26 protein-coding genes and 1 pseudogene are annotated in these 26204 nt (G+C 70.8%); 20 read left to right on the top strand and 7 right to left on the bottom strand.

The window, feature by feature from the left end:
- Positions 1 to 33: 33 nt before the first annotated feature.
- A complete protein-coding gene (gene sepH / locus OIE74_RS09025) occupies positions 34 to 1083 on the bottom strand; it encodes a septation protein SepH (protein ID WP_329380528.1) in 1050 nt (349 codons plus the stop codon).
- 466 nt (positions 1084 to 1549) lie between these two features.
- Between sepH and OIE74_RS09020 the strand changes: the two genes are divergently transcribed.
- On the top strand, positions 1550 to 2383 hold the full coding sequence (locus OIE74_RS09020; RefSeq protein ID WP_329380526.1) for a hypothetical protein: 834 nt from the start codon (positions 1550 to 1552) through the stop codon (positions 2381 to 2383).
- Between the two features lie 12 nt (positions 2384 to 2395).
- Here OIE74_RS09020 and OIE74_RS09015 read toward each other — a convergent pair whose 3' ends face one another.
- Together OIE74_RS09015 and OIE74_RS09010 are read right to left on the bottom strand one after the other, a co-directional pair.
- The gene (locus OIE74_RS09015) at positions 2396 to 3733 is read right to left on the bottom strand and encodes a D-arabinono-1,4-lactone oxidase (RefSeq protein WP_329380524.1); all 1338 of its coding nucleotides are present in this window, start codon (positions 3731 to 3733) and stop codon (positions 2396 to 2398) included.
- Positions 3675 to 5009: an MFS transporter gene (locus OIE74_RS09010; RefSeq protein WP_329380522.1), complete on the bottom strand. Its 1335-nt coding sequence runs from the start codon at positions 5007 to 5009 to the stop codon at positions 3675 to 3677. Before OIE74_RS09010 ends, OIE74_RS09015 begins: the two co-directional genes overlap by 59 nt.
- A 246-nt stretch (positions 5010 to 5255) precedes the next feature.
- Between OIE74_RS09010 and OIE74_RS09005 the strand changes: the two genes are divergently transcribed.
- A complete protein-coding gene (locus OIE74_RS09005; protein WP_329380519.1) occupies positions 5256 to 6383 on the top strand; it encodes a ferrochelatase in 1128 nt (375 codons plus the stop codon).
- 59 nt (positions 6384 to 6442) lie between these two features.
- Positions 6443 to 7243 (top strand): inositol monophosphatase family protein, encoded by an 801-nt coding sequence (locus tag OIE74_RS09000; RefSeq protein ID WP_329380515.1) that lies wholly within the window; start codon positions 6443 to 6445, stop codon positions 7241 to 7243.
- Positions 7244 to 7337: 94 nt separating this feature from the next.
- On the opposite strand, the gene OIE74_RS08995 is transcribed toward OIE74_RS09000, so the two are convergent.
- Positions 7338 to 7511, bottom strand: a complete 174-nt coding sequence (locus OIE74_RS08995; protein ID WP_187280419.1) for a hypothetical protein — start codon at positions 7509 to 7511, stop codon at positions 7338 to 7340.
- 357 nt (positions 7512 to 7868) lie between these two features.
- Here OIE74_RS08995 and OIE74_RS08990 point away from each other — a divergent pair, with 357 nt between their 5' ends.
- The 4 genes from OIE74_RS08990 (at position 7869) to OIE74_RS08975 (ending at position 11384) form a co-directional block, all read left to right on the top strand.
- Positions 7869 to 8522, top strand: a complete 654-nt coding sequence (locus tag OIE74_RS08990; protein WP_023538150.1) for a response regulator transcription factor — start codon at positions 7869 to 7871, stop codon at positions 8520 to 8522.
- A 5-nt stretch (positions 8523 to 8527) separates the two neighbouring features.
- Positions 8528 to 9766, top strand: a complete 1239-nt coding sequence (locus OIE74_RS08985) for a sensor histidine kinase (RefSeq protein WP_329380511.1) — start codon at positions 8528 to 8530, stop codon at positions 9764 to 9766.
- Between the two features lie 390 nt (positions 9767 to 10156).
- Positions 10157 to 10453, top strand: a complete 297-nt coding sequence (locus OIE74_RS08980) for a DUF4193 domain-containing protein (RefSeq protein WP_023538148.1) — start codon at positions 10157 to 10159, stop codon at positions 10451 to 10453.
- A 13-nt stretch (positions 10454 to 10466) separates the two neighbouring features.
- On the top strand, positions 10467 to 11384 hold the full coding sequence (locus OIE74_RS08975; protein ID WP_329380508.1) for a hypothetical protein: 918 nt from the start codon (positions 10467 to 10469) through the stop codon (positions 11382 to 11384).
- A 33-nt stretch (positions 11385 to 11417) separates the two neighbouring features.
- Here OIE74_RS08975 and OIE74_RS08970 read toward each other — a convergent pair whose 3' ends face one another.
- On the bottom strand, positions 11418 to 11909 hold the full coding sequence (locus OIE74_RS08970; RefSeq protein WP_329380505.1) for a DUF3093 domain-containing protein: 492 nt from the start codon (positions 11907 to 11909) through the stop codon (positions 11418 to 11420).
- A 58-nt stretch (positions 11910 to 11967) separates the two neighbouring features.
- Here OIE74_RS08970 and OIE74_RS08965 point away from each other — a divergent pair, with 58 nt between their 5' ends.
- The 8 genes from OIE74_RS08965 to OIE74_RS08930 all read left to right on the top strand — a co-directional run bounded on the left by OIE74_RS08965 (position 11968) and on the right by OIE74_RS08930 (position 19405).
- Positions 11968 to 12588: a PaaI family thioesterase gene (locus tag OIE74_RS08965; protein WP_329380502.1), complete on the top strand. Its 621-nt coding sequence runs from the start codon at positions 11968 to 11970 to the stop codon at positions 12586 to 12588.
- Positions 12585 to 13100 (top strand): dUTP diphosphatase, encoded by a 516-nt coding sequence (gene dut / locus OIE74_RS08960; protein ID WP_329380500.1) that lies wholly within the window; start codon positions 12585 to 12587, stop codon positions 13098 to 13100. Before OIE74_RS08965 ends, dut begins: the two co-directional genes overlap by 4 nt.
- 1 nt (position 13101) lies before the next feature.
- The gene (locus tag OIE74_RS08955) at positions 13102 to 13875 is read left to right on the top strand and encodes a DUF3710 domain-containing protein (RefSeq protein ID WP_329380497.1); all 774 of its coding nucleotides are present in this window, start codon (positions 13102 to 13104) and stop codon (positions 13873 to 13875) included.
- A 197-nt stretch (positions 13876 to 14072) separates the two neighbouring features.
- Positions 14073 to 14810: an ABC transporter ATP-binding protein gene (locus OIE74_RS08950; protein WP_329380495.1), complete on the top strand. Its 738-nt coding sequence runs from the start codon at positions 14073 to 14075 to the stop codon at positions 14808 to 14810.
- A 135-nt stretch (positions 14811 to 14945) separates the two neighbouring features.
- Positions 14946 to 17489 carry a sensor histidine kinase KdpD gene (locus OIE74_RS08945; RefSeq protein WP_329380492.1) on the top strand — a complete coding sequence of 848 codons (2544 nt, stop codon included), beginning with the start codon at positions 14946 to 14948 and terminating at the stop codon, positions 17487 to 17489.
- Between the two features lie 29 nt (positions 17490 to 17518).
- Positions 17519 to 18238, top strand: coding sequence for a response regulator (locus tag OIE74_RS08940; RefSeq protein ID WP_329380490.1), 720 nt, complete (start codon positions 17519 to 17521; stop codon positions 18236 to 18238).
- A 33-nt stretch (positions 18239 to 18271) separates the two neighbouring features.
- A complete protein-coding gene (locus tag OIE74_RS08935) occupies positions 18272 to 18658 on the top strand; it encodes an OB-fold nucleic acid binding domain-containing protein (RefSeq protein WP_189109070.1) in 387 nt (128 codons plus the stop codon).
- Between the two features lie 3 nt (positions 18659 to 18661).
- Positions 18662 to 19405 (top strand): DUF3159 domain-containing protein, encoded by a 744-nt coding sequence (locus OIE74_RS08930; RefSeq protein WP_329380484.1) that lies wholly within the window; start codon positions 18662 to 18664, stop codon positions 19403 to 19405.
- 255 nt (positions 19406 to 19660) lie between these two features.
- On the opposite strand, the gene OIE74_RS08925 is transcribed toward OIE74_RS08930, so the two are convergent.
- Both OIE74_RS08925 and OIE74_RS08920 read right to left on the bottom strand, forming a co-directional pair.
- Positions 19661 to 20332, bottom strand: a complete 672-nt coding sequence (locus tag OIE74_RS08925; protein ID WP_023538137.1) for a potassium channel family protein — start codon at positions 20330 to 20332, stop codon at positions 19661 to 19663.
- Entirely contained in the window at positions 20332 to 21000 is a 669-nt protein-coding gene (locus OIE74_RS08920) for a potassium channel family protein (RefSeq protein WP_329380480.1), read from the bottom strand. The genes OIE74_RS08925 and OIE74_RS08920 overlap by 1 nt, the downstream gene beginning before the upstream one ends.
- A gap of 292 nt (positions 21001 to 21292) precedes the next feature.
- Between OIE74_RS08920 and OIE74_RS08915 the strand changes: the two genes are divergently transcribed.
- The 5 genes and pseudogenes from OIE74_RS08915 to OIE74_RS08895 all read left to right on the top strand — a co-directional run bounded on the left by OIE74_RS08915 (position 21293) and on the right by OIE74_RS08895 (position 26177).
- On the top strand, positions 21293 to 21634 hold the full coding sequence (locus OIE74_RS08915) for an ArsR/SmtB family transcription factor (protein ID WP_329380478.1): 342 nt from the start codon (positions 21293 to 21295) through the stop codon (positions 21632 to 21634).
- Positions 21631 to 21897 (top strand): hypothetical protein, encoded by a 267-nt coding sequence (locus tag OIE74_RS08910; protein ID WP_329380475.1) that lies wholly within the window; start codon positions 21631 to 21633, stop codon positions 21895 to 21897. The genes OIE74_RS08915 and OIE74_RS08910 overlap by 4 nt, the downstream gene beginning before the upstream one ends.
- A 55-nt stretch (positions 21898 to 21952) precedes the next feature.
- Positions 21953 to 22611: pseudogene (locus OIE74_RS08905) on the top strand (MMPL family transporter); the annotation flags it as partial.
- A gap of 111 nt (positions 22612 to 22722) precedes the next feature.
- Positions 22723 to 24774 (top strand): APC family permease, encoded by a 2052-nt coding sequence (locus OIE74_RS08900; protein WP_329380472.1) that lies wholly within the window; start codon positions 22723 to 22725, stop codon positions 24772 to 24774.
- 50 nt (positions 24775 to 24824) lie between these two features.
- Complete coding sequence (locus OIE74_RS08895) at positions 24825 to 26177, top strand: class I SAM-dependent RNA methyltransferase (protein ID WP_329380469.1); 1353 nt, start codon at positions 24825 to 24827, stop codon at positions 26175 to 26177.
- The last annotated feature ends 27 nt before the right edge of the window (positions 26178 to 26204 follow it).

Raw genomic sequence — 26204 nt, 5'->3', positions numbered from 1 at the left:
GTACGACCTCGGCCCACAGCCGATCTGCCCCGCTCAGTCCTGCTTCTTGCGGCGGGTGCCGAACACGATCTCGTCCCAGCTCGGCACGGCGGCACGGCGGTTGGGCCGTACGCCGTCGGCCTCCGCCTGACGGTCGGTCGTGCCGGTCAGCCGGTCGCGGTGCCCCGCCACCGAACGCGGCATCAGCACATCCGCGTACGCCGATCCCGCGCCCGCCGAGGCGGCCGGCGCCACCGGCTCCTCCTCATCGGGCGCCTGACCGGGCTCGATCGCCGGCGGCTCCGGCTGGGAGGGCCGCTCCGGGACCACCATGTCGCCACGGAAGCTCGGCACCGCCTCCAGCAGGCTGGTCAGGGTGTCGCGCTCGCTGGTGTCCTCGTCCGGGTCCGCAGTCGGCCGCTCCGTCTGCCGTTCCAGCGCGCGGTCGAGGGGCCGTTCGCGATCCCTCGGCAGCCGCGCGATGCGCGGTACGAACGGAAAGCTCGGCTCCTTCGTGGCGACGGCGAGCGAGTCGTCCGTCTCCCCGATCAGCGAGCGCGCCTCGTCGTCGACGGCCTGGACGAGCCGCCGGGGCGGGTCGTACGTCCAGCTCGCCGTGTGCGTCTCGCCCGCGACCCGGTAGACCAGCAGGACTTCCCAGGTGCCGTCGTCGCGGCGCCACGAGTCCCACTGCGCGGTCTCCTTCTCGGCGCCGCGCATGAGCAGCCGCTCGTGCACCGCCTCGCCCAGCTGGGGACCGGCGTTCTCGCCGGGGCGGCGTACCGCCGTCTTCCGGGCGCGCTCGGCCATGAAGGCGCGCTCGGCCAGCACGGGGCCTTCGAAGCGCCGGACCCGGTCGACCGGGATCCCGGCCATCTGGGCGACCTCCTCGGCGGAGGCTCCGGACCGTATACGCGCCTGGATGTCACGGGGCCTGAGGTGGCTCTCCACCTCGATCTCGATCTGGCCGAGGCGGGCGCGGTCGTTCCGTACAGCCGCGCGCAGCCGCTCGTCGATGGGGAGCGTGTACTCCGTGCTGTCGGCAGCCTTGAGCACCAGTCGTGTGCCGTCGTTGGAGACGGCCACGACACGCAGTTCGGGCATGGGGACCTCCCGGGTGGTGCCTGCCGACGTCACGTGCGTCGCTGCTTCCGCTGGTCGAGTGTGACTTGCCCGGGTGCAGCCTGCCACAACCTTGCCGAGTTGTTCGGCGTGTCGGGCATGGGCCCTGGAACGCCGTCATGACACGGTTGCCTATTTGCGACGCAGAGTGACAGACCTGGTCACGCTGTGTAGCAGGCGCCCGTGTGGTGCCATCGCGCCGCCGGATCGAGTGCCACTTCGGCCCCCTCCCGTAGACCCGGACGCCTGTGAGGGAGTCCGGCCCCAGGGCTCGTCACAGTACTCCATTCGGACCATCGGGGTGGACTGCCACGCCACCGAAGTTCTCCGGAGATATGGGAGTTGAGGGGGTGTCCGTATCCCGTACGGGTGTCCCAATTCACATAATTTCCTCAAGCGGAACCATCGGATTCGCTCAAAAGCTCCTTCTTGGTGCACGGTGGCACAGATGGTCGAGCAGAGGTCGGAGATGGATGAGAGTCAGAAGCCGGGCACCCGGACCGGCGAGGGGACCGCGTCGCCACGGCTCGAACTGAGCGTGCCGCAGGTCGCGGGCAGTGCGCTCGCCGCCGTCGCGGCGGCCGTGTTCGCCTCGAAGCTCGGGGTGTACGGCACGATCATCGGCGCCGGTGTGGTCAGCGTGATCGCGACCAGCGGCGGCCCGCTCTTCCAGCATCTGTTCCGGCGCACCGGTGACCAGATACGCGAGGTCTCGGTCCAGGTGAAGCCGAAGGCGCGCCAGGTGTACGACACCGAGTCGCCGCCCGCGCGGGGCGAGTTCGGGGGAGCCACCACGTACGGGGGAGCCACCACGTACGGCACGCGCGTACGGGGCTGGAAGCGGCCCGCCGTCGCGGCCGTCGTCGTCTTCGCCGTCGCGATGGTCGCCATCACCGGCTACGAGTTGGCCGCCGGCCAGGACCTGAGCGGCGGCAAGGGAACGACCTTCAGCTCCGTCGTACGCGGCGGGGACACCGGCCGGGACTCCTCACCCGACGGGCCGGCCGAGCCGAAGGACGGCGGAACGGCCCCCTCCGACGACGGTACGGACCCGGACACGGCCCCGGGCACCGACCCCGGCGGCACCCCGCCCCCGGCCCCGACCCCCTCCGCACCAGGCGACGAGCAGAGCCAAAACACCCCCAACACCCAGGAGCCCGGCGGCCCTTCGACCACCCCGTCGCCCGGAACCTCCCAGCCGGACACCGGATCCGGCGACCCCGGGGGCGACCCCGTCCCGCCCCCGCCCGCCACCGCGCCGGCGCCGGTTCCGTCCGGCTGAGACCGGACGGCGCTACCCGCCGATGACCCGCCGCAGATACGGATTGCCGAACAGCCGCTCCGGGTCCAGCCGGTCGCGTACGGCCGTGAACTCCTCGAAGCGCGGATAGACCCCGGCCAGATACGCCGCGTCCCGCGTGTGCACCTTGCCCCAGTGCGGCCGGCCGCCGTGCGCGGTCATGATCCGCTCCACCGCAGTGAAGTACGAGCGGTAGGGCGTGCCCCGGTACAGATGCACCGCGATGTATGCCGTCTCCCGGCCGGACGCGGTCGACAGCGGGATGTCGTCGGCGGGCGCGGTCCGCACCTCGACCGGGAAACTCACCCGAAGTGGCGAACGCTCGATCATGGCCTTGACCTCGCGCAGCGCGTCCACCGCCACCTCGCGCGGCAGGGCGTACTCCATCTCCACGAAGCGCACCCGGCGCGGGGTCGTGAAGACCTTGTAAGGAATGTCCGTGTACGTACGGGCCGAGAGGGCGCGGCTGGAGATTCTGGCGATCGAGGGGATGACCCCGGGCACCGCGCGCCCGACCGAACAGGCCACCTGGAACAGCCCGTTGGAGAGGAGTTCGTCCTCGATCCAGCCGCTGACCGCGCCGGCCGGGGCCGCCGGGCCCGCGCTGCGGTTGTTGCGCTTGGTGTTGCAGTTGCCGGTGTGCGGGAACCAGTAGAACTCGAAGTGCTCGTTCTCGGCGACGAGCCCGTCGAAGTCCGCCGTCACCCGGTCGAAGGACATCGGCTCCTCCCGCGCGGTCAGCAGGAAGACCGGCTCCACGCCGAAGGTGATCGCCGTGACGATCCCGAGCGCGCCCAGTCCGACCCGGGCGGCGGCGAAGATCTCCGAATTCTCCACCGGGGAGCAGGTGAGGACCGAGCCGTCGGCCGTGACGAGTTCCAGGGCCCGGATCTGCGCGGCGATCGAGGCCGAGTCGCGCCCGGTGCCGTGCGTGCCCGTGGACGTCGCGCCGGCGACGGTCTGATCCATGATGTCGCCCATGTTCGTGAGCGACAGGCCCTCCCTGGCCAGGGCCTCGTTCAGCCGCCTCAGCGGGGTGCCCGCCGCCACGGTGACGGTGCCGGCCCCCCGGTCGATCTCACGTATGCCGGTGAGCAGTTCGGGCCGTACCTGCAGACCGTCGGTGGCCGCCGCCGAGGAGAACGAATGGCCCGTGCCGACCGCCTTGACCCGGAGCCCGTCCGCGGCGGCCGTACGGACCGCGTCGGCCAGCTCTTCCACAGAGGCGGGGGAGAACACGCGGGAGGGACGCGCGCTCACGTTCCCCGCCCAGTTACGCCAGGTGTGCGCCGGGAACCTCGTCGTCGCCCCGCCCGTACCGGTGTTGGTCATCAGCCCCGTGCCCCTCCCGATCCGTTGGCCGCTCCCGCAGCCGGCGGTGGCCCATCAGCGCGACCAGGGCCGCGGCCACTCCCGCCACGACGGGCACAGCGAACCCCGTCCGCGCCCCGGAGGCGTCGACGACCCATCCCCCGGCGGAGGAACCGAGCGCCACCCCGACGGCGAGACCGGTACTGACCCAGGTCATGCCCTCGGTGAGCTTGGTACGAGGTACGTGCGTTTCGACGAGGGCCATGGTCGTCACCATCGTGGGTGCGACCGAGAGGCCGGCGACGAAGAGTGCCACGGCCAGGATCGGCAGATTCCCGGCCAGTTGGAGGGGGATCATACTCACGGCCATCGCACAGACTCCCACCAGCCACCTCTTGGACGCGCTGCCGCGCGGAGCCAGCAGCCCGAAGACGACGCCGGCGAGGCAGGAACCGAGCGCGTACACCGCGAGCACCAGGCTCGCCGCCGTCTTGGCGCCCCGCTCCTCCGCGAACGCGACGGTCACCACGTCGACGGCGCCGAAGATCGCGCCCGTCGCCACGAACGTCACCACCAGGACCCGCAGACCGGGGGAGCGCAGCGCGGTGCCCCCGGTGTGGTGCTCACGCGGGTGCGGCACGGGCTCGGTGGCCCGCTGCGCCGTCAGCCAGAAGACACCGGCCACCAGGAAGAGCGCGGCCAGCATCGGCCCCGCCTGGGGGAACCAGGCCGTGGACAGACCGATCGCGATGATCGGACCGAAGATGAAGCACAGCTCGTCGACGATCGACTCCCAGGAGTACGCGGCGTGCAGCTCGCGCGGTGACCCCCGGTAGAGCTCCGCCCACCGCGCCCGGACCATCGACCCCACGCTCGGCACACAGCCCGCGCCCGCCGCGAAGACGAAGAGCGTCCACTCCGGGGCCGACCGCTGGGCGCACACGAGCAGTCCGGTGACGGCCGTCACGGCGGTCAGCGCGGCGGGACGCAGCACCCGCCGCTGGCCGTGCCTGTCCACGAGCCGGGAGATCTGCGGACCGATCCCGGCGGCGGACATCGCCAGCGTCGCCGCGAGCGCACCCGCCAGCCCGTAACGCCCGGTGAGCTGGGAGATCATCGTCACGATGCCGATGCCCATCATGGACAGAGGCATCCGGCCGACCAGACCGGCGGCGCTGAAGCTCCGGGTTCCGGGCGCGGCGAATATCGCGCGATAAGGACTAGGGCCTGTCTCTTGGATCTTGCCGGGCTCGCGGTCCCTGGTGCCGCGCCTCGCCGCGTTGTCGTCAGTCGTCATGGCTCCGCCATGCCTCTCTCCTCCGCCTTGCGATCCACGGCACCAGACCCCGCTCCCTGATCCGGCCTGATCCAAGAGACAGGCCCTGGCCACGTGTCGCTCCGGTGGGCGCTGTCGCGAGTGACGGCGGTACGGCCGCGGGGCACTGGCGGTAAGGAATGAACAGGCGCAGACAGCTTACGGTCCGGCGGCCCGTGAGCGTGCCGCGGTTCACGGGCCGTCAGTGGCGGATGGCAGGATCGAGGCATGCCCGAACAGCGTGCGACTTCCCCCTACGACGCCCTTCTCCTGCTGTCCTTCGGCGGCCCGGAGGGTCCGGACGACGTGGTCCCGTTCCTGGAGAACGTGACGCGGGGCCGGGGCATCCCGAAGGAACGGCTCAAAGAAGTCGGTCGGCACTACTTCCTGTTCGGCGGCGTCAGCCCGATCAAGGGACACAACCGCGCCCTGCTCCAGGCTCTGCGCAAGGACTTCGCCGAGCACGGTCTGGACCTGCCCGTCTACTGGGGCAACCGCAACTGGGCGCCCTATCTGACGGACACCCTGCGGGAGATGACCAGGGACGGCAGACGCCGTGTCGCCGTCCTCGCCACCAGCGCCTACGCCTCGTACTCCGGCTGCCGCCAGTACCGCGAGAACCTCGCCGACGCGCTCGCGACGCTCGTCGATGAGGGCCTGGAGCCGCCCCGCGTCGACAAGCTGCGGCACTACTTCAACCACCCCGGCTTCGTACGGCCCATGGCAGAGAGCGTGCTCGCGTCCCTCGCCGACCTGCCCGAGGACGTCCGCGCGGGGGCGCGTATCGCCTTCACGACCCACTCCGTCCCGGTGGCCGCCGCCGACACCTCGGGCCCCCTCGACGACCACGGCGACGGCGGCGCGTACGTCGCCCAGCATCTCGACGTGGCGCGGCTGATCGCCGACACGGTGCGCGAGGAGACCGGCGTCGAGCACCCCTGGCAGCTCGTCTACCAGTCGCGCAGCGGGGCGCCGCACATCCCGTGGCTGGAGCCCGACATCTGCGACCACCTGGAGGCCGTGCACGCCGAGGGGGCCACGGCGGTCGTCATGGTGCCCATCGGGTTCGTCTCGGACCACATGGAGGTGCTGTACGACCTCGACACCGAGGCCACGGCCAAGGCGGCCGAACTGGGCCTGCCCGTCCGGCGTTCGGCCACGGTGGGGGCCGACGAGCGGTTCGTCGGCGCCGTACGCGATCTGCTCCTGGAGCGCGCGGCGACCGAGCGGGGGCTCGCGGCGGAGCGGTGCGCGCTCGGGGCGCTCGGTCCGAGCCACGACGTGTGCCCGGTCGGCTGCTGTCCCGCGAGGACGCCCCGCCCGGCCGCCGCGGGCGCCGACAGCCCGTACGCCTGACGCCCTCCCACCCGACGCCCGTCGCATCGCCCGGTGCCCTCCCGAGGAGTGACCTGCCCGTGACCGACCCCCTCAGCCAAGAACTGCTCTCCCTCGCCCTGGAGGCCGCTCGCCGGGCCGGGGCGCTCCTGCGCGACGGCCGCCCCGCCGACCTGGGCGTGGCCGCGACGAAGTCCAGCCCGATCGACGTGGTCACCGAGATGGACATCGCCGCCGAGAAGCTGATCACCGGCTTCCTGGCCGAGAGGCGGCCCGACGACGGGTTCCTCGGTGAGGAGGGCGCGAGTTCGCCCGGCAGCAGCGGCATCCGCTGGGTGATCGACCCCCTCGACGGCACGGTCAACTACCTGTACGGACTGCCGACCTGGGCCGTCTCCATCGCCGCCGAACGCGACGGCGAGACCCTCGTCGGCGTCGTCGAGGCCCCGATGCGCCGCGAGACCTTCCGGGCCGTGCTCGGCGGCGGCGCGTTCCTCAACGACCGTCCGGTGGCCTGCCGTCCGGCACCGCCGCTCGACCAGGCGCTGGTCTCGACGGGCTTCAACTACGTCACCGCCGTCCGCACCCACCAGGCGGCCGTCGCGACCCGGCTGATCCCCCAGCTGCGCGACATCCGGCGCGGCGGCTCCGCGGCCGTCGACCTCTGCGACGTCGCCGCCGGCCGGCTCGACGGCTACTACGAGCGCGGGCTGCACCCCTGGGACCTCGCGGCCGGCGACCTCGTCGCACGCGAGGCGGGCGCGCTCACCGGCGGCCGTCCCGGCGCCCCGGCCGACGGCGACCTCACGGTGGCGGCCGTCCCCGGCGTCTTCGAACCGCTCCAGGCGCTGCTGGAGGAGTACGGCGCCTGGCACGACTGACCGCCCGCCGCGGCCCCGGCAGACCGTCCCGCCGGCCCCGGACAGGAAAGGACCCCGGCACCGTCCCATGGCGCCGGGGTCCTTCCCGTACGGGTCACACGTTCGCGGCGCCGAACTGAACGCCGTGCTCCGCGGCGAGGCGGTGCAGGTCCTCAAGCTCTTCCTGCTCGACCTCCGCGAGGAAGTCGTCGCCCGTCTCACGAGCCCGTGTGAGATCGGATTCGGTGGCCCTTATGCGCTGCAGAAGACCTGCGGTGAATGCGTCCATTGCGCCCCCTCGGCGTGGGTCGATGGCACGGGGGTGTGCCGGCGTCGTGGTCAAGTGGCACCTGGAAGTGCCGACGGCGGTCGATCACGCACCACTCCCTCTGGGGGACAGAGCGGGTAGTGGCATGCCACGTGAAGGGCGTGATCTCGGGTGTGCACTCGTCATCCCCAGGGCGACTCCACCAGAAACCTCCCCACATTCAAGAATCTTGCGTATTCCTTCCGTATGCCGGGCGGTCGGCATTGTCTTACCGCCGGTTTATGCACGTAGCGGGCAGGATGGGCCCGCACAGCCAGTGCTACGACCTGCCCGGTTCCCCGGTTCTCCGGCGGTGGGCCCTTGAGGAAGGACAGCGACGTGCGCGTACTCGTCGTCGAGGACGAGCAGCTGCTCGCCGATGCGGTGGCCACCGGGCTGCGCCGGGAGGCCATGGCCGTCGACGTCGTGTACGACGGCGCCGCGGCCCTGGAGCGGATCGGTGTCAACGACTACGACGTCGTCGTGCTCGACCGCGACCTCCCCCTGATCCACGGCGACGACGTCTGCCGCAAGATCGTCGAGCTGGGCATGCCCACGCGGGTGCTCATGCTCACGGCGTCCGGCGACGTCAGCGACCGGGTCGAGGGCCTTGAGCTGGGCGCCGACGACTACCTTCCCAAGCCCTTCGCCTTCACCGAGCTGACGGCCCGCGTACGGGCGCTCGGCCGCCGTACGACCGTCCCGCTGCCGCCCGTCCTGGAGCGGTCGGGGATCAAGCTCGACCCGAACCGCCGCGAGGTCTTCCGGGACGGCAAGGAGATCCAGCTCGCGCCGAAGGAGTTCGCCGTCCTCGAAGTGCTGATGCGCAGCGAGGGCGCCGTGGTCTCCGCCGAGCAGCTGCTGGAGAAGGCCTGGGACGAGAACACCGACCCGTTCACCAATGTCGTGCGCGTCACGGTCATGACGCTGCGCCGCAAGCTCGGCGAGCCGCCCGTGATCGTCACCGTGCCCGGCTCCGGTTACCGGATCTGATGCCCGTGGCAACCACCCCGGCGCCGCCCACGGTGCCCCCGAAGCCGACCTGGGACCCGAGGCGGCAGGACCAGCTGCCCTGGGTCCGTCCGACGATCCGGATACGTCTGACGCTGCTGTACGGCGGGATGTTCCTGATCGCCGGGATCCTGCTGCTCTCGATCATCTATCTGCTGGCGGCGCAGGCCATCAACGAGGGCAGCGAGCTGACCCTGAAGGTGACCGGCGTCAATGTCCAGCTGACGAGCCCCACCTGCCCCAGTCTCAACCAGGCGGTCGACAACGACCAGCTGAACAACTCACTCAAGGCGTGCATGGCAGCGCAGCGCCAGCAGGCTCTCGACGACCTGCTCACCCGCTCGCTGTTCGCCCTGACGGGGCTCTCCATCATCGCCTTCGCGTTCGGTTACGCGATGGCCGGCCGGGTCCTGTCGCCTCTTGGCCGGATCACCCGCACCGCCCGCCGCGTGGTCGGCAGCGACCTGGCCCGCAGGATCGAGCTCGACGGCCCGGACGATGAGCTGAAGGAGCTGGCCGACACCTTCGACGAGATGCTGGAGCGCCTGGAGCGGGCCTTCACCGCGCAGCAGCGCTTCGTCGCGAACGCCTCCCACGAGCTGCGTACGCCCCTGGCGATCAACCGCACGCTGCTGGAGGTCCAGCTCTCCGACCCGGCGGCGCCCGTGGAGCTCCAGCAGCTCGGCAGGACGCTGCTGGCCACCAACGAACGCAGCGAGCAGCTGGTGGAGGGCCTGCTGCTGCTCGCCCGCAGCGACAACCAGCTCATCGAGCGCAAGCCCGTCGATCTCGCCGAGGTCGCCACCCGCGCGGTCGACCAGACGCGCGCCGAGGCCGAGGCGAAGGGCGTCGAGATCCGCGGCGAGCGGTCACCGGCGGTCGTCCAGGGCAACGGCGTCCTGCTGGAGCGGATCGCGCTCAACCTCGTACAGAACGCCGTTCGCTACAACGTGAGGGAGGCGGGCTGGGTGGAGGTCACGACGACGGTGGAGCACGGTCAGGCGGTGCTGCTGGTGTCGAACACGGGACCGGTCGTTCCCGCGTACGAGATCGACAACATCTTCGAGCCGTTCCGGCGCCTCCGTACGGAGCGGACGGGCAGCGACAAGGGCGTGGGTCTCGGCCTGTCGATCGCCCGCTCGGTCGCGCGGGCCCACGGGGGCCGTATCATCGCGGAGCCCCGCGAGGGAGGCGGGCTCGTGATGCGTGTCACTCTGCCGGTCTGAACTTTCGCTCCTGATCGGAGCGAAGTTCGCTTTGCGCGGAATTTTCGGGAAGCGTTCCCGGTTGGGCCGTGTGTGATCGATCACAGGGGCGAATTCAAGCCTCGCACTCTCTGTGATCAAGCCCCTGACGGAAAGCCGGGAAAATCCGGGTTTCCAGGGGTCGGGATCACGGGAAGTACACGGGGTGGCGCCCGTGAAGTACGACATTCGGACCGTGTACGGTCCGGTTCGCACCCAACGCCGATCACTCGGGAAGAGTCCGGTTGGGTGTCGATTGAGTAACAGACCTTGATGTGAGGCAAAATCTCCGCCTCAGGTCGGGCACAAGTCCGGCCTCTCATGCGTTACGTGCGCTGAGACACCGATGAAACCCAGAGGGGGAGAAGCGACATGGCAACGGATTACGACACCCCACGCAAGACCGATGACGACGTCGATTCCGACAGCCTTGAGGAACTGAAGGCCCGTCGGAACGACAAGTCGACGTCCGCGGTCGACGTGGACGAGTTCGAGCAGGCCGAGGGACTGGAACTGCCCGGGGCCGACCTCTCCAACGAGGAGCTGTCGGTTCGTGTACTGCCCAGGCAGGCCGACGAGTTCACCTGCATGAGCTGCTTCCTCGTCCACCACCGCAGCCAGCTGTCCCGGGAGAAGAACGGTCAGCCGATCTGCCGCGACTGCGACTGAGGAGCGGTCGGTCGTGGCAGGTGACACACCGTCCAGGAAACGGCGTTTCCGGCGCGCGGACGCACCGGAGGCGTACCGGAGCGGCTCGGGCCCGGCAGAAGGCACCAGGCCCCCTGCCGAGCACTCCGCTCTCCTGCCCCAGCCCGGCGTATCCGGCGACGACGGGCGAGGCCTCCAGGCCTCGCTCGCAGCCGCCCGGGGCGACCACGAAGGGCCCGTGACCGGGGTCCGCCGCCTGGGCAAGGTAAGACGGGGCATCCAGAAAGGCGGCGCGAGCGCCAGGGCCGGGCTCGCGCATCTCGCCGACCGGATCATCGACAACGCCCCGCGCGTTCCCGTCCGTGATCTGGCCACGCTCCGCAGGCAGTTCCCGGGCCTCGGGCCCGAAGAGCTCGCCGACAAACTCGTCGCGGGCGCGGCGAACAGCAGCTCCACGGTCGGCGCCGGGATCGGCGCGGCCGCGATGATGCCCGTACCGCCCGCGATGCCGGCCGAACTGGCCGCGGAGATCACGGCCGTCGCCGCGATCGAACTCAAACTCATCGCCGAGCTGCACGAGGTCTACGGCCTGCGTCCGCCCGGCAACCTCAAGCAGCGCAGCACCGCGTATCTGACCGCGTGGACCGAGGAGCGCGGCGTCGACATAACGAAACCCGCGACGCTCAACTCGGCACTCTCCGGCCGGATGCGGCGCGAACTGCGCCAGCAGATCATGAAGCGCACGATCCGCAGCCTGCCGAACCTGGTGCCGTTCATGATCGGAGCGGCCGTCGGCGCGATGATGAACCGGCGTGACACCCAGAAGGTCGCCGAGCGCATCCGCAAGGACCTGCGCGCCCGCCAGGTCTCCTGGGACGCCCTGCCCGCGCTGCCGCCTCTTGAGCAGCCCAAGGTGCTGCCTCCCGAGCTCCCCAGGGAGCTCGGCCGCTAGGTCCTGTCGTTTGGATCAGGCCCTAGGTCTCTCCTAAGACGTGTGGGCCGTGTCCCGCGATTCGCCCTCACCCTTGCGTACGGCGTCCAGCGCCGCCGCCAGCGCCCTCGGCCTCCGGGTCGACACATAGACGTACGGTGTCGGGTCGGCCGGGTCCGTGACCTCCACCCGCAGCGCCGTCGGGATGTAGCTGCGCAGCAGCATGAAGGCGCGCGGATCGGCCTTGTGCATGCGCCAGGCGCGCGCCTCCTCACCGGCCAGCACCTCCGCCTCGCCGAGGGCCGCCACCGGGATCCGGGCATCGCCCACGACCAGCGAGCCGGCCACCACACGCACGCGCGCGGAGCCGTACGAACTGACCGCCAGAGCCGCCAGCAGCCCCGCCACGACCACCGCCCCCAGCATCGGCACCGTGCCCAGCGGCAGCACGATGAGACCGCCCGACAGAGCGACGAGCGCGGTGATCACCCACCAGGAACCGGGTGCGGTGAGACGTTCGTCGTAAGGCGCGGCTGAATGCTCCATGGAGCCAAGCTTGGCACGGTGCGACCGGCGGGTAGCCGCGCGGGTAAGGTCTGCGGCTGTGAGTACTGTGCCCTCCGGGGGAAACCGCCCCCGCTCCGCCGCCCGGTCCCCGGCCCTGACGCCTCCGGCCGGCGCGACGGCGCCGGTACGGCACCCGGACGCCCCGGCCCCGGGGGAGCTCCTCGGTTCGCACTACGCGCACTGCTTCGGCTGCGGCGACGAGCAGCCCCACGGTCTGCGTCTGCGGGCCAGGGCCGGCGAGGGCGTCACGATCACGGCCGAGTTCACCGTACGGCCCGCCCACCAGGGCGCCCCCGGCCTCGCGCACGGCGGGGTGCTCGCCACCGCGCTCGACGAGTCGCTCGGCGCACTGCACTGGCTGCTGCGCGTGGTCGCCGTCACCGGCAAGCTGGAGACGGACTTCGTCCGCCCCGTACCCGTCGGCACGGTGCTCTTCCTCGCGGCCGAGGTCACCGCCGTCAGCGGCCGGAAGATCTTCTGCTCCGCCACCGGCCGGCTCGGCGGCCCCGGGGGACCCGTCGCGCTGCGCGCCGACGCCCTCTTCGTCGAGGTCAAGGTCGACCACTTCATCGACAACGGCCGCCCGGAGGAGATCCGGGCGGCGATAGCCGATCCCGACCAGGTCAGGCGCGCCCGCGCCTTCGAGGTGAACCCATGAGCCGCAACCCCGTCGACGTGCTGATCCGCCGGACCGACCCGGAGGTGCCGCTCCCCTCGTACGCGCACCCGGGCGACGCCGGCGTCGATCTGGTGACCACCGAGCCCGCCGATCTCGCTCCGGGCGAACGCGCTGTGCTGCCCACCGGGGTTTCCCTCGCGCTGCCCGACGGGTACGCCGCCTTCGTGCACCCGCGATCCGGGCTGGCCGCCCGCTGCGGAGTGGCCTTGGTGAATGCCCCGGGGACGGTGGATGCCGGGTACCGTGGGGAGATCAAGGTGATCGTGGTCAATCTCGATCCGCGCGGGACGGTGCGGTTCGAGCGGTTCGACCGGATTGCTCAACTGGTCGTCCAGCAGGTCGAGAAGGTGCGCTTCCACGAGGTGGCGGAGCTTCCCGGCTCGGCACGGGCCGAGGGGGGCTTCGGGTCCACCGGAGGTCATGCCGCGGTGGGCGGTTCACAGGGCGGGAATCGATACGCATCGGTCGTATCCGACCGGGAAGGACAGTGACGTGTTCGGACGTCGCAAGAAGAGCGGTACCGCCGATGACACGGCGGGCGAGGCCGAGCAGGTCGTCGACGACATCGACGCCGATGACACGGAGGCAGGGGCCGAGAAGCCCCGCCGGGTGAATCTTCCCCCGGCCCCCAGGCCCGACGGGCCGTGGGACATCTCCGAGGTCTCCAAGCCCGACGAGGGCCGGGTCGACCTGGGCGGCATCTTCGTGCCCGGGGTCGACGGAATGGAGCTTCGTGTAGAGGTGGCGGGCGACGCGATCGTCGCGGCGACCGTCGTCGTACGCGACAGCGCCGTCCAGCTCCAGGCCTTCGCCGCTCCCAAGAAGGAGGGCATCTGGAGCGAGGTGCGCGAGGAGATCGCCTCGGGCATCACGCAGCAGGGCGGCATCATCGACGAGGTCGAGGGCCCGCTCGGCTGGGAGCTGCGGGCCCAGGTGCCCGTGCAGCTCCCTGACGGCACCGGTGGCGTACAGCTCGTGCGCTTCATCGGGGTCGACGGGCCGCGCTGGTTCCTGCGCGGAGTGATCTCCGGACAGGGCGCGGTGCAGCCCGACGCCGCCGGGCTGCTGGAGCAGATCTTCCGGGACACCGTCGTCGTCCGTGGCGAGGGCCCGATGGCGCCCCGTGACCCGATCGTCCTGAAGCTGCCGGACGACGCGCAGATGGTGGCCGAGGGCGTCCAGCAGGCCGAGGAACAGGAAGGTTCCCGCTTCGCCGGTGGCATGGGGCAGCTTCAGCGGGGCCCCGAGATCACCGAGGTGCGCTGACCCGAGGGGCTGACCCGAGGGTCACCCTCTCCGGGGACGCCCGGAGACGCCCCGACATGTGCCGTGGGCCGTACTCCCCTGACGGGAGCGCGGCCCATCGCTGTTCACCGGTGTCCGGGGGCCAGGACCGTTGCCCGGCCGTGTGCGGCGTGCACATACTGACGCCCGGGGGACCGGAACCGTACGGGGGAAGACTCATGACCGAGAACGTCGGCACCGCCGCGGCCGTCGGCACCGCCGGGACGGCGGAGCCCATGGTGCGGGTGACCGGCCTGCACCGTTCGTACGGCACCGGCGCCGCGGCCGTCCACGCGCTGCGCGGGGTTTCCCTCACCGTGCCGCGCGGGGAGCTGATCGCGCTCAAGGGCCGCTCGGGCTCGGGCAAGACCACCCTGCTCAACCTCGTCGGGGGCCTCGACTCCCCGGACGAGGGCCGGATCGTCGTCGACGGCACCGACCTCGCCACGCTCGGCGAGAGCGGTCTGCTCGCCCTGCGCCGCGACCGCATCGGCTTCATCTTCCAGTCCTTCGGACTGCTCCCCGTCCTCACGGCCGCCGAGAACGTCGGCGTACCCCTGCGGCTGCGCAGGGCAGACCCGCGCGAGCGCGAGGATCGGGTGGCGCTGCTGCTCACCCTCGTCGGCCTCGGCGACCACGCCGCGCAACGGCCCGGCGAGCTCTCCGGCGGCCAGCAGCAGCGCGTCGCCATCGCGCGCGCACTCGCGAACCGGCCGGCCCTGCTGATCGCCGACGAGCCCACCGGACAGCTCGACGCGGAGACCGGCCTCGCGGTGATGGAACTGCTGCGCGCCGTCGTACGCAGCGAGGGCGTCACCGCGCTCGTGGCCACCCACGACGCCCAACTCCTCGGCCTCGCCGACCGGGTGGTCGAACTGGCCGACGGCCACCTTGTGGAACACGAGCCGACGGACTAGGCCCCCAGGCCCGTCAGAATCGTGTCAAGACGGACCCAGGCGCTGGCTTATGTCCGTTTTGGCGGCATCCTTGGCTGTAGTTTCGGACAAGAGCCGCGAGGGGACGCAGCGGCCCGGTGAGAAGACAATGGGGCCATGGGACGCGGCAAGCTGAGGATCTATCTGGGCGCGGCACCGGGCGTCGGCAAGACGTACGCGATGCTCTCCGAGGCGCACCGGCGCGTCGAGCGCGGCACCGATTGCGTCGTGGCGTTCGTCGAGCACCACAACCGGCCACGCACCGAGGTCATGCTCCAGGGGCTCGAACAGGTCCACCGCCGGGAGCTGCCGCACCGCGGCACCGTCTTCACCGAGATGGACGTCGACGCGGTCATCGAGCGCCACCCCGCCGTCGCTCTGGTGGACGAACTGGCCCACACCAATGTGCCGGGCTCCCGCAACCCCAAACGCTGGCAGGACGTCGAGGAACTGCTCCAGGCCGGCATCGACGTCGTCTCGACCGTCAACATCCAGCACCTGGAGTCACTCGGCGATGTCGTCGAGTCGATAACCGGCGTACGGCAGCGGGAGACCGTCCCCGACGAGATGGTCAGACGGGCGGATCAGATCGAGCTGGTCGACATGTCGCCCCAGGCGCTGCGCCGCCGGATGGCGCACGGCAACATCTACCAGCCCGACAAGGTCAACGCCGCGCTCTCGCACTACTTCCGCCCCGGCAACCTCACCGCCCTGCGTGAGCTCGCCCTGCTGTGGACCGCCGACCGGGTCGACGAGTACCTCCAGCAGTACCGCGGCGAGCACAACATCCGCACCACCTGGCAGGCCCGTGAGCGCATCGCCGTCGGCCTCACCGGCGGCCCCGAGGGCCGTACCCTCATCCGCCGCGCCGCCCGCATGGCCGCCAAGGGCTCCGGCGGCGAGATCCTCGCCGTCTACATCGCGCGCAGCGACGGCCTCACCTCCGCATCGCCCAAGGAACTGGCCGTCCAGCGCAAGCTCGTCGAAGACCTCGGCGGCACCTTCCACCACGTCATCGGGGACGACGTGCCCTCGGCGCTGCTGGAGTTCGCACGCGGCGTCAACGCCTCCCAGATCGTGCTCGGCTCCAGCCGGCGCAAGGCCTGGCAGTACATCTTCGGGCCCGGCGTCGGCGCGACCGTCGCCCGTGAGTCCGGCCCCGACCTCGACGTCCACATCGTCACCCACGAAGAGGTCGCCAAGGGCCGCGGACTGCCCGTCGCGCACGGCGCGCGCCTCGGCCGCTCCCGGATAATCTCCGGCTGGCTGGCCGGCGTCGTCGCCCCCGTCCTGCTGACGCTGCTGCTCACCGCCCTGGACGACACCCTGGGCCTGGCCAACGACGTCCTGCTCTTCCTCTTCCTGACCGTCCTCGCCGCGCTCCTGGGCGGACTGCGCCCGGCCCTCGCGTCGGCCGCCGTGGGCTCGCTCCTGCTGAACTTCTACTTCACCCCGCCGACCCACACCCTCACCGTCCAGGACCCCAGGAACATCGTCGCCATCGTGATCTTCTTCGCGGTGGCCGTCTCCGTGGCCTCCGTGGTCGACCTCGCGGCCCGCCGCACCCATCAGGCGGCCAGACTCCGGGCCGAGTCCGAGATCCTGTCCTTCCTGGCCGGCAGCGTGCTGCGCGGGGAGACCACCCTGGACGCCCTGCTGGAACGCGTACGCGAGACGTTCTCCATGGAGTCCGTGGCACTGCTGGAACGCACCAGCGACGTCGACCCGTGGACCTGCGCGGGCAGCGTCGGGCCCCGGCCCGTCGACCGCCCCGACGAGGCGGACGTCGACATGCCCGTCGGCGACCACATGGCGCTGGCGCTCTCCGGCCGGGTCCTGCCCGCCGAGGACCGCCGGGTGCTCTCCGCCTTCGCCGCCCAGGCCGCCGTCGTCCTCGACCGCCAGCGGCTCGTCGGCGAGGCCGAGGACGCCCGCAGGCTCGCCGAGGGCAACCGGATACGCACGGCCCTGCTCGCCGCCGTCAGCCACGACCTGCGCACCCCGCTCGCCGCCATCAAGGCCGCCGTCACCTCGCTCCGCTCCGACGACGTCGAATGGTCCGACGAGGACCACGCCGAACTCCTCGAAGGCATCGAGAACGGCGCGGACCGCCTCGACCACCTCGTGGGCAACCTCCTCGACATGTCGCGGCTCCAGACCGGCACCGTCACCCCGCTCATCCGCGTGATCGACCTCGACGAGGTCGTCCCCATGGCCCTCGGCGGCGTACCCGAGGGCAGCGTCGTCCTGGACATCCCGGAGTCCCTGCCGATGGTCGCCGTCGACCCCGGCCTGCTGGAGCGCGCGGTGGCCAACATCGTCGAGAACGCCGTCAAGTACAGCCCCGACGGCACCCGCGTCACCGTCGCGGCCAGCTCGCTCGGCGCCCGCGTACAGGTGCGCGTCGTGGACCGCGGCCCCGGCGTCCCCGACGAGGCCAAGGAACGCATCTTCGAGCCCTTCCAGCGGCACGGGGACGCCCCGCGCGGAGCGGGCGTCGGCCTCGGTCTCGCTGTCGCCCGCGGCTTCGTGGACGCCATGGACGGCACCCTCACCGCCGAGGACACCCCCGGCGGCGGACTCACCATGGTCCTCGATCTCACGGCCGTACCGGGCCTAGCGCCCACCGGCCCCGAACTACCCGCCCACGTCGTCTCATGACCGGCGGCACAGCAGAAAGGCAGGCCACCATGGCTCCCGCCACGGGAGACTCCCGAGGGCCCGTGAGGGTGCTCGTGGTCGACGACGAGCCGCAGATCGTGCGCGCGCTCGTGATCAACCTGAAGGCCCGCAAGTACGAGGTCGACGCCGCCGCCGACGGCGCGAGCGCCCTGGAACTCGCCGCCGCCCGCCACCCCGACGTCGTCGTGCTCGACCTCGGACTGCCCGACATGGACGGCGTCGAGGTCATCAGGGGCCTGCGCGGCTGGACCCGCGTACCGATCCTGGTGCTCTCCGCGCGCCAGACCTCCGACGAGAAGGTCGAGGCGCTGGACGCCGGCGCCGACGACTACGTCACCAAGCCCTTCGGCATGGACGAACTCCTCGCCCGGCTGCGCGCCGCCGTCCGCCGCGCCGAGCCCGTCGGCTCCGGCGACGACGACAGCGTCGCGATGGTCGAGACGGAGGGCTTCACCGTCGACCTCGTGGCCAAGAAGGTGAACAGGGAGGGCCGCGACGTACGGCTCACCCCGACCGAGTGGCACCTGCTGGAGGTCCTCGTACGCAACACCGGCCGCCTCGTCAGCCAGAAACAGCTCCTCCAGGAGGTCTGGGGGCCCTCCTACGGCACGGAGACCAACTATCTGCGCGTCTACATGGCCCAGCTCCGCCGCAAGCTGGAGGCGGACCCCTCGCACCCCAGGCACTTCGTCACCGAGCCCGGCATGGGCTACCGGTTCGACCGATGATCCGGGGACCGCGGACCCCGGTACGCTTCAGCCATGAGTGCTGAGAAGCCGACCGGCCGCTTCCGCCGGATGCTCGACCGGCTCTCCAGCTCCCAGGAGGATCTGGAGTCCGAGGAGCTGCGGGAGGACGCGCAGGCCTCGGGCTGCACACGGATCAGTGACTGTGGCGACCGCCAGATCGTCAAGGTGACTGGTACGTTGCGGACGGTCACCCTGCGTCCGCGGGCCGGCGTGCCCGCGCTGGAGGCGGAGCTGTTCGACGGCACCGCGCCGCTGGACGTGGTGTGGCTGGGACGGCGCTCCATCGCGGGCATAGAACCGGGCCGCAAGCTCATCGCATCAGGCCGGATCTCCATGAGCCACGGCCGTAGGGTGCTGTTCAACCCCAAATACGAACTCCGACCGCTCGGACAGGAGTAGCCGGTGACGTCAATCGACAAGCCCGCGACGACAGACCCCAACGTGTCTTCCCGTGCGCCCGAAGGCGCAGACCCGCAGACCGACGCAGAGGCCAGGGCGGTGACCGAGGCCGCGCTCTTCGAGGCGTTCGGCGGCGTACGCGGAATGGTGGAGACGGTCGTCCCCGGACTGCTCTTCGTCACGATCTTCACGATCAACAAGGACCTGCACGTCTCGGCCATCGCCGCGCTCGCGGTCTCGCTGCTCCTGGTCGCGGTCCGGCTGATCCGCCGCGACACCGTGAAGCACGCCTTCAGCGGCGTCTTCGGGGTCGCCTTCGGCGTGGTCTTCGCGATGATGACCGGCAACGCGAAGGACTTCTATCTGCCCGGCATGCTGTACACGCTGGGGCTGGCCGTCGCGTACATCGGTACCAGCGTCGCGGGTGTGCCGCTGATCGGGCTGATCCTGGGGCCGGTCTTCAAGGAGAACCTGTCCTGGCGTACGCGGAACCCGGGGCGCAAGTCGGCGTACACGAAGGCGAGTTACGCGTGGGGGTTCATCCTCCTCGCGAAGTGCGCGATCCTCTTCCCGCTGTACTGGTGGGCGGACACGACGCAGCTGGGCTGGGTACTGGTGTCCCTGAAGATCCCGCCGTTCCTGCTGGCGGTCTATCTGACATGGGTATTCCTGGCGAAGGCCCCGGCACCGATTGACGTCTTCGCTGAGATGGAGGCGGAGGAAGCCTCTCGGGAGCAGCAGCGGTAGCTGGGTTGCGGCCGGTGTCCGGGTGCCGCTCCGGGGTCATGCCCGGACGGCGTGAGGGGGGCGGGGTCGCAGGAGGGGTGTGTTCGGACACTCAGGCTGATTTGTGGTGCGTGAACAAGAACGTCTCCTCGGGTCCAACGAGCGTGGCACGCGCCGTAAATCACGCCGTCCGGACATATCCCTCCGGAGGCCCCGCACCCCGCCCCCGGCAACGGACCGCAACCCGAACCGCGCCGGAGGCGACCCCGCAAAGAGCTACGCGTCCTCGCGACGCACCGACAGCAAGTCCTCCAGTTGTTCCTCGCGTGCCTGCGCCGCCACGAACAGCAGCTCGTCCCCCGCCTCCAGCGTCTCCTCCGCGTGCGGCGTCAGCACCCGTGAGCCCCGGATGATCGTCACCAGCGACGTGTCCTCCGGCCAGGTCACGTCCCCCACCTGCGTCCCCGTCACCGCCGACTCCGGCGGCAGCGTCAGCTCCACCAGGTTCGCGTCGCCGTGGCTGAAGCGCAGCAGCCGTACGAGGTCGCCGACGCTCACCGCCTCCTCCACCAGCGCCGACATCAGACGCGGCGTCGAGACCGCGACATCGACACCCCACGACTCGTTGAACAGCCACTCGTTCTTCGGGTTGTTGACCCGGGCGACCACCCTCGGTACGCCGTACTCCGTCTTGGCCAGCAGCGAGACGACCAGGTTCACCTTGTCGTCGCCGGTCGCCGCGATCACGACGTTGCAGCGCTGGAGCGCCGCCTCGTCCAGCGAGGTGATCTCGCACGCGTCGGCCAGCAGCCACTCCGCCATCGGCACCCGCTCGACCGAGATGGCGGTGGGCGCCTTGTCGATCAGCAGGACCTCGTGGCCGTTCTCCAGCAGTTCGCCCGCGATGGAACGACCCACCGCGCCGGCTCCGGCAATCGCGACGCGCATCAGTGACCGCCCTCCTCAGGACCCTCGGCGAAAGCCGCCTCGACCTTCTGGATGTCGTCCGTACGCATCATCACGTGGACGAGATCGCCCTCCTGGAGCACCGTCTGCGACGTGGGCAGTATGGCCTCGCCGAGCCGGGTGAGGAACGCGACGCGGACGCCCGTCTCCTCCTGGAGAGTGCTGATCTTGTGGCCGATCCAGGCGGCCGACGCGTGGACCTCGGCCAGCTGGACGCCGCCGCTCGGGTCGCGCCACAGTGGCTCCGCGCCGGACGGCAGCAGCCGCCGGAGCATCTGGTCGGCGGTCCAGCGGACGGTCGCCACCGTGGGGATGCCGAGCCGTTGGTAGACCTCGGCGCGCCGGGGGTCGTAGATGCGCGCGGCCACGTTCTCGATGCCGAACATCTCGCGGGCCACCCGGGCGGCGATGATGTTCGAGTTGTCGCCGCTGCTGACCGCGGCGAACGCGCCCGCGTCCTCGATGCCCGCGTCGCGCAGGGTGTCCTGGTCGAAGCCGACTCCGTTGACGCGCCGCCCGCCGAAGCCGGAGCCGAGCCGGCGGAACGCCGTGGGGTCCTGGTCGATGACGGCGACCGTGTGCCCCTGCCTCTCCAGGCTGGTGGCGAGTGCGGCTCCCACTCGGCCGCAGCCCATGATGACGATGTGCACGTCCTCTTTACCCCGCAGTCCTGTTCGCCGAGCTGACCTGCGTAAACACCTGGTTCACTCTTCCTTCTCCGTGCGCCGGGCCACGGACGGGACAACCGTACGGGGCGCCGCCCGTGGATGAGCTTATGCGTCCTGGCCCGACCTGCCGTCACCCGTGCCGGGGAGGCGTAGGGGGACACCCTGAGACGACCCTGAGTTCCCCTCAGCCCACCCTGATATGTGTCAGGTTTCTTTGACAGGTCCGACGGCTACTGTCAGCCTTCTCTGACAGGTGCTGAGGAAGGGCGCTGCGATGCAAGAGGTCCCGACCGGCGACGAGTTGCTGAAAGTGCTCGCCGCGCTGGGTAATCCGCACCGTATGCGGATCGTCGGCGCGCTCCTGGAGGGCCGTAACTACGTCAGCAGGCTCGCCCGCGAACTCGGCATCGGCCGCCCGCTGCTGCATATGCATCTCCAGCGGCTGGAGGCGGCCGGGCTTGTCGTCGGGACGCTGGAGCTGTCCGAGAGCGGCAAGTCGATGAAGTACTTCGAGCTGACGCCCTTCTGTTTCGCCCTGACGCCCCAGACCGTCGCGACGGCGGCGCTGACGCTTCCCGAGGAAGAGAGAACGACCGTGAAGGAGTCCGCGAAATGAATGATTCGGGCTGGACGGACCTGGCCGGGGCCGTCGGCGCCGGCGGTGTGTTCCTGTTCCTCATCGTGGTCGTGTGGCAGATCGCGGCGACCTGGCGCGCGCGGATGCTCGCGGCGCGCGAGGAGCAGTACAAGCAACTCGCCGTGAAGTACGCGCAGTTGTTGGAGGACAACGTCGAGCTGCACCGCCGCACGCTCGACGAGCTGACGCAGGCCCGGGGCTCGATCGCGTCCATGGAGAAGATGATGCGCGAGATCGAGTAGCCCCGCGCGGGGCCAACCGAAGTCGTACGGCCGGGAGTTCCCGCTCCCGGCCGTACGGGGCGTGAAGGGCGTCGCGCGGGTGGAGGACGGCGGCCGTACGCCCGACGGGCGGCTCGCGGCGCTCTCGGTGGTGCTCACCGACGCCCCGGACAGCGCGGCGGCCAAGGACACCGTCGACCGGCTCCGGGACGCCGTACAGACCATCGACCGGGCCGGCGCGCTGGTCGGCGGCGCCACCGCGCACGCTGGACACCCAGCGGGCCGCCGACCGCGATCTGCGGACCGTCATCCCGGTGGTGCTGGTGGTGGTCCTGGTCGCCCTCGGGATCGACTACAACATCTTCCTCATGCACCGGGTCCGTGAGGAGGCGCTGCGCGCCGGCCACGCGCGGGGTCCTGGAGGGCCTGACCGGCACCGGTGGCGTCATCACGTCGGCGGGCGTCGTGCTCGCGGCGACCTTCGCCGTCTTCGAGGTGCTGCCGCTGGTGACGGTGGCGCAGCTGGCCGTGATCGTCGGGATCGGCGTCCTGCTGGACACCTTCCTGGTCCGTACGGTGCTGGTGCCCGCGCTCGCGCTGGACCTGGGGCGCCGGTTCTGGTGGCCGGGGCGGCTCTCCGGGGGCGTCGGCGGACGGGCCTGCGGAAGGGCCTGCGGAGGGGCCGACTCAAGGGCCCGCGGAGGGGCGCGCTCCGGAACGCGTCTGACGTCGTAACGGAGCCCCGGCCTCGCCGACCGTGACCCGGCGAGGCGCGCCGGGGCCCTGCCCGGCCGAGGTGGGGTGGTGCTTGCTACGCCCCACGTCGGACGGCTTACGATCCTCAACGTGCCGAAACTGACCGACGTGCCCAAACGGATCCTGATCGGAAGGGCGCTGCGTAGCGACAGGTTGGGAGAAACGCTCCTCCCCAAACGCATCGCGCTACCTGTCTTCGCCTCCGACCCGCTTTCCTCGGTGGCCTACGCGCCGGGGGAAGTCCTCCTGGTGCTCTCCATCGCGGGCGCGTCGGCGTACCACTTCAGCCCGTGGATCGCATTGGCCGTCGTGGTCCTGATGTTCACCGTCGTCGCCTCCTACCGGCAGAACGTGCACGCCTACCCGAGCGGCGGCGGCGACTACGAGGTCGCCAACACCAACCTCGGCCCCAAGGCCGGTCTGACGGTCGCGAGCGCGCTGCTCGTCGACTACGTACTGACCGTGGCCGTCTCCATCTCCTCCGGCGTGGAGAATCTCGGCTCGGCGATCCCCTTCGTCATCGAGAACAAGGTCACGTGCGCGGTGGGGATAATCGTCCTCCTGACGCTGATGAATCTGCGCGGCGTCAGGGAATCGGGCAAGCTCTTCGCCATTCCCACGTATGTCTTCGTCACCGGCGTCTTCATCATGATCGTGTGGGGCGCCTACCGCGGCCTCGTGCTCAACGACACCATGGAAGCGCCCACGGCCCACTTCGAGATCAAGGCGGAGGAGAGCGGACTCGCCGGGTTCGCGCTGGTCTTCCTGCTGCTGCGCGCGTTCTCCTCCGGCTGTGCGGCCCTCACCGGCGTCGAGGCCATCAGCAACGGCGTCCCCGCCTTCCGTAAGCCCAAGAGCAAGAACGCCGCGACGACCCTCGCGCTGATGGGCACGCTGGCCGTCACCATGTTCTGCGGCATCATCGTCCTGGCCATGGCCACCGATGTGAAGATGGCCGAGTTCCCGGGGAGGGACCTGCTCCGCGGCGGAGTGCCGGTCGGCGACGGCTACGTCCAGAATCCGGTCATCTCCCAGGTCGCCGCCGCCGTCTTCGGCCCGGACACCTTCTTCTTCGTGCTGCTCGCGGCGGCCACCGCGCTCGTGCTCTTCCTGGCCGCCAACACCGCGTACAACGGCTTCCCGCTCCTCGGCTCGATCCTCGCGCAGGACCGCTACCTGCCGCGCCAGCTCCACACCCGCGGCGACCGCCTCGCCTTCTCCAACGGCATCGTGCTGCTGGCCGGCGCCGCCATCCTGCTGGTCTGGATGTACGGGGCGGACTCGACCAAGCTGATCCAGCTCTACATCGTCGGCGTCTTCGTCTCCTTCACCCTGAGCCAGACGGGTATGGTCCGGCACTGGAACCGCCATCTGCGCACGGAGCGCGACAAGGCCAAGCGCCGCCACATGATCCGCTCCCGAGCGATCAACGCTTTCGGCGCCTTCTTCACCGGGCTCGTCCTGATCATCGTCCTGGCCACCAAGTTCACGCACGGGGCGTGGGTCGCGCTGCTCGGCATGGTGATCTTCTACGGGACGATGACCGCGATCCGCAGGCACTACGACCATGTGGCGCGGGAGATCGCGGCGGCGGAGAGCCCCGGCGACGACGGCGTACGGCCCTCCCGCGTGCACACCATCGTGCTGGTCTCCAAGCTCCACAAGCCGACGCTGCGCGCCCTCGCGTTCGCCAAACTGACGCGGTCGGACCGCCTGGAGGCGCTCAGCATCAATGTCGACCCCGTCGAGACGAAGCAGCTCAGGGAGGAGTGGGAGCGGCGCGGCATCAACGTGCCGCTGAAGATCCTCGACTCCCCGTACCGGGAGATCACCCGGCCCGTCATCGAGTACGTACGGGGCCTGCGCACCGAGAATCCGCGGGACGTGATCAGCATCTTCATCCCCGAGTACGTGGTCGGCCGCTGGTTCGAGCAGGTGCTGCACAACCAGAGCGCGCTGCGGCTCAAGGGGCGGCTGCTCTTCACACCGGGCGTGATGGTGACCTCGGTGCCGTACCAGCTGGAATCCTCCGAGGTCGCCAAGAAGAGGGCGCGGCGGCGCGCGGAGTGGAACGCGCCGGGCGCGGTGCGGCGGGGGCCGGTGGACACCCGGACGAAGAAGGAGCCGACCGAGAAGCCCTAGACTGGCTGGCTGCCGTCCGTGTATCCCCTTGCTTTGGAGCCCACCCCGTCATGCAGACAAAACCGCAGCCTTCTGAGCACACTCCGGAACAGGCTTCGCTGGTCGGGGAGGAGTACGAGGTCGAGGTCGGCCCCGTCGCGCACGGCGGCCACTGCGTCGCCCGCACCGACGACGGCCGGGTGCTCTTCGTACGGCACACGCTGCCCGGCGAGAAGGTCGTCGCCCGCGTGACGGACGGCGACGAGAGCTCGCGCTATCTGCGCGCCGACGCGGTGGAGATCCTGGACGCCTCCAAGGACCGCGTCCAGGCCCCGTGCCCGTACGCGGGCCCCGGCATGTGCGGCGGCTGCGACTGGCAGCACGCCAAGCCGGGCGCGCAGCGGCGCCTCAAGGGCGAGGTCATCGCCGAGCAGCTCCAGCGGCTGGCCGGGCTCACCCCGGAGGAGGCGGGCTGGGACGGCACGGTCATGCCGGCACCCGGCGACAAGCTGCCCGCCGGTGAGGTGCCCCAGTGGCGTACGCGCGTGCAGTACGCCGTCGACGCCGACGGCCGGGCCGGACTGCGCAAGCACCGCTCGCACGAGGTACAGCCCGTCGACCACTGCATGATCGCCTCCGAGGGCGTCAGCGAACTGGGCGTCGAGAAGCGCGAATGGCCGCAGATGGCCTCGGTCGAGGCGATCGCGGCGTCCGGCTCCGGCGACCGCCAGGTGATCCTCGCGCCCGTCAAGGGCGGCCGGCTCCCGCTGGTCGAGCTGGACAAGCCGGTGTCCGTCCTGCGCGTGGAGGAGCACGACGGGGGAGTGCACCGGGTCCACGGCCGCGCCTTCGTCCGCGAACGCGCCGACGACCGCACCTGGCGCATCGGCATGGGCGGCTTCTGGCAGGTCCACCCGAAGGCCCCCGAGGTCCTGGTGGAGGCCGTGATGCAGGGCCTGATGCCCCGCAAGGGCGAGACGGCCCTGGACCTCTACTGCGGGGTGGGCCTCTTCGCGGGTGCGATCGCCCAGCGGGTCGGCGAGACGGGCGCGGTGCTGGGCATCGAATCGGGCCGACGCGCGGCGGAGGACGCCCAGTACAACCTCCAGGACCTCCCCCGGGTCCGCATCGAACACGGCAAGGTCGACACGGTCCTGCCCCGCACCCAGATCACCGAGACGGACCTGATCGTCCTGGACCCCCCTCGCGCGGGCGCGGGCAAACAGGTCGTCACCCACCTCGCGACCCTGGGCGCCCGCCGCATCGCGTACGTGGCCTGCGACCCGGCGGCACTGGCCCGCGACCTGGCGTACTTCCGCACGGCGGGCTACAAGCCGCGGACGCTGCGGGCGTTCGACTTGTTCCCGATGACGCACCACGTGGAGTGCGTGGTGATCCTGGAGCCGGTGAAGAAGGACGCCTGACCTGCGGTTTTAGGTGGTGTGCCGTAT

Source organism: Streptomyces sp. NBC_01716, from assembly GCF_036248275.1.
Lineage (GTDB): Bacteria > Actinomycetota > Actinomycetes > Streptomycetales > Streptomycetaceae > Streptomyces.
Note: the sequence above shows the minus strand (reverse complement) of the source record. Positions and strands in the feature narration are given on the sequence as shown.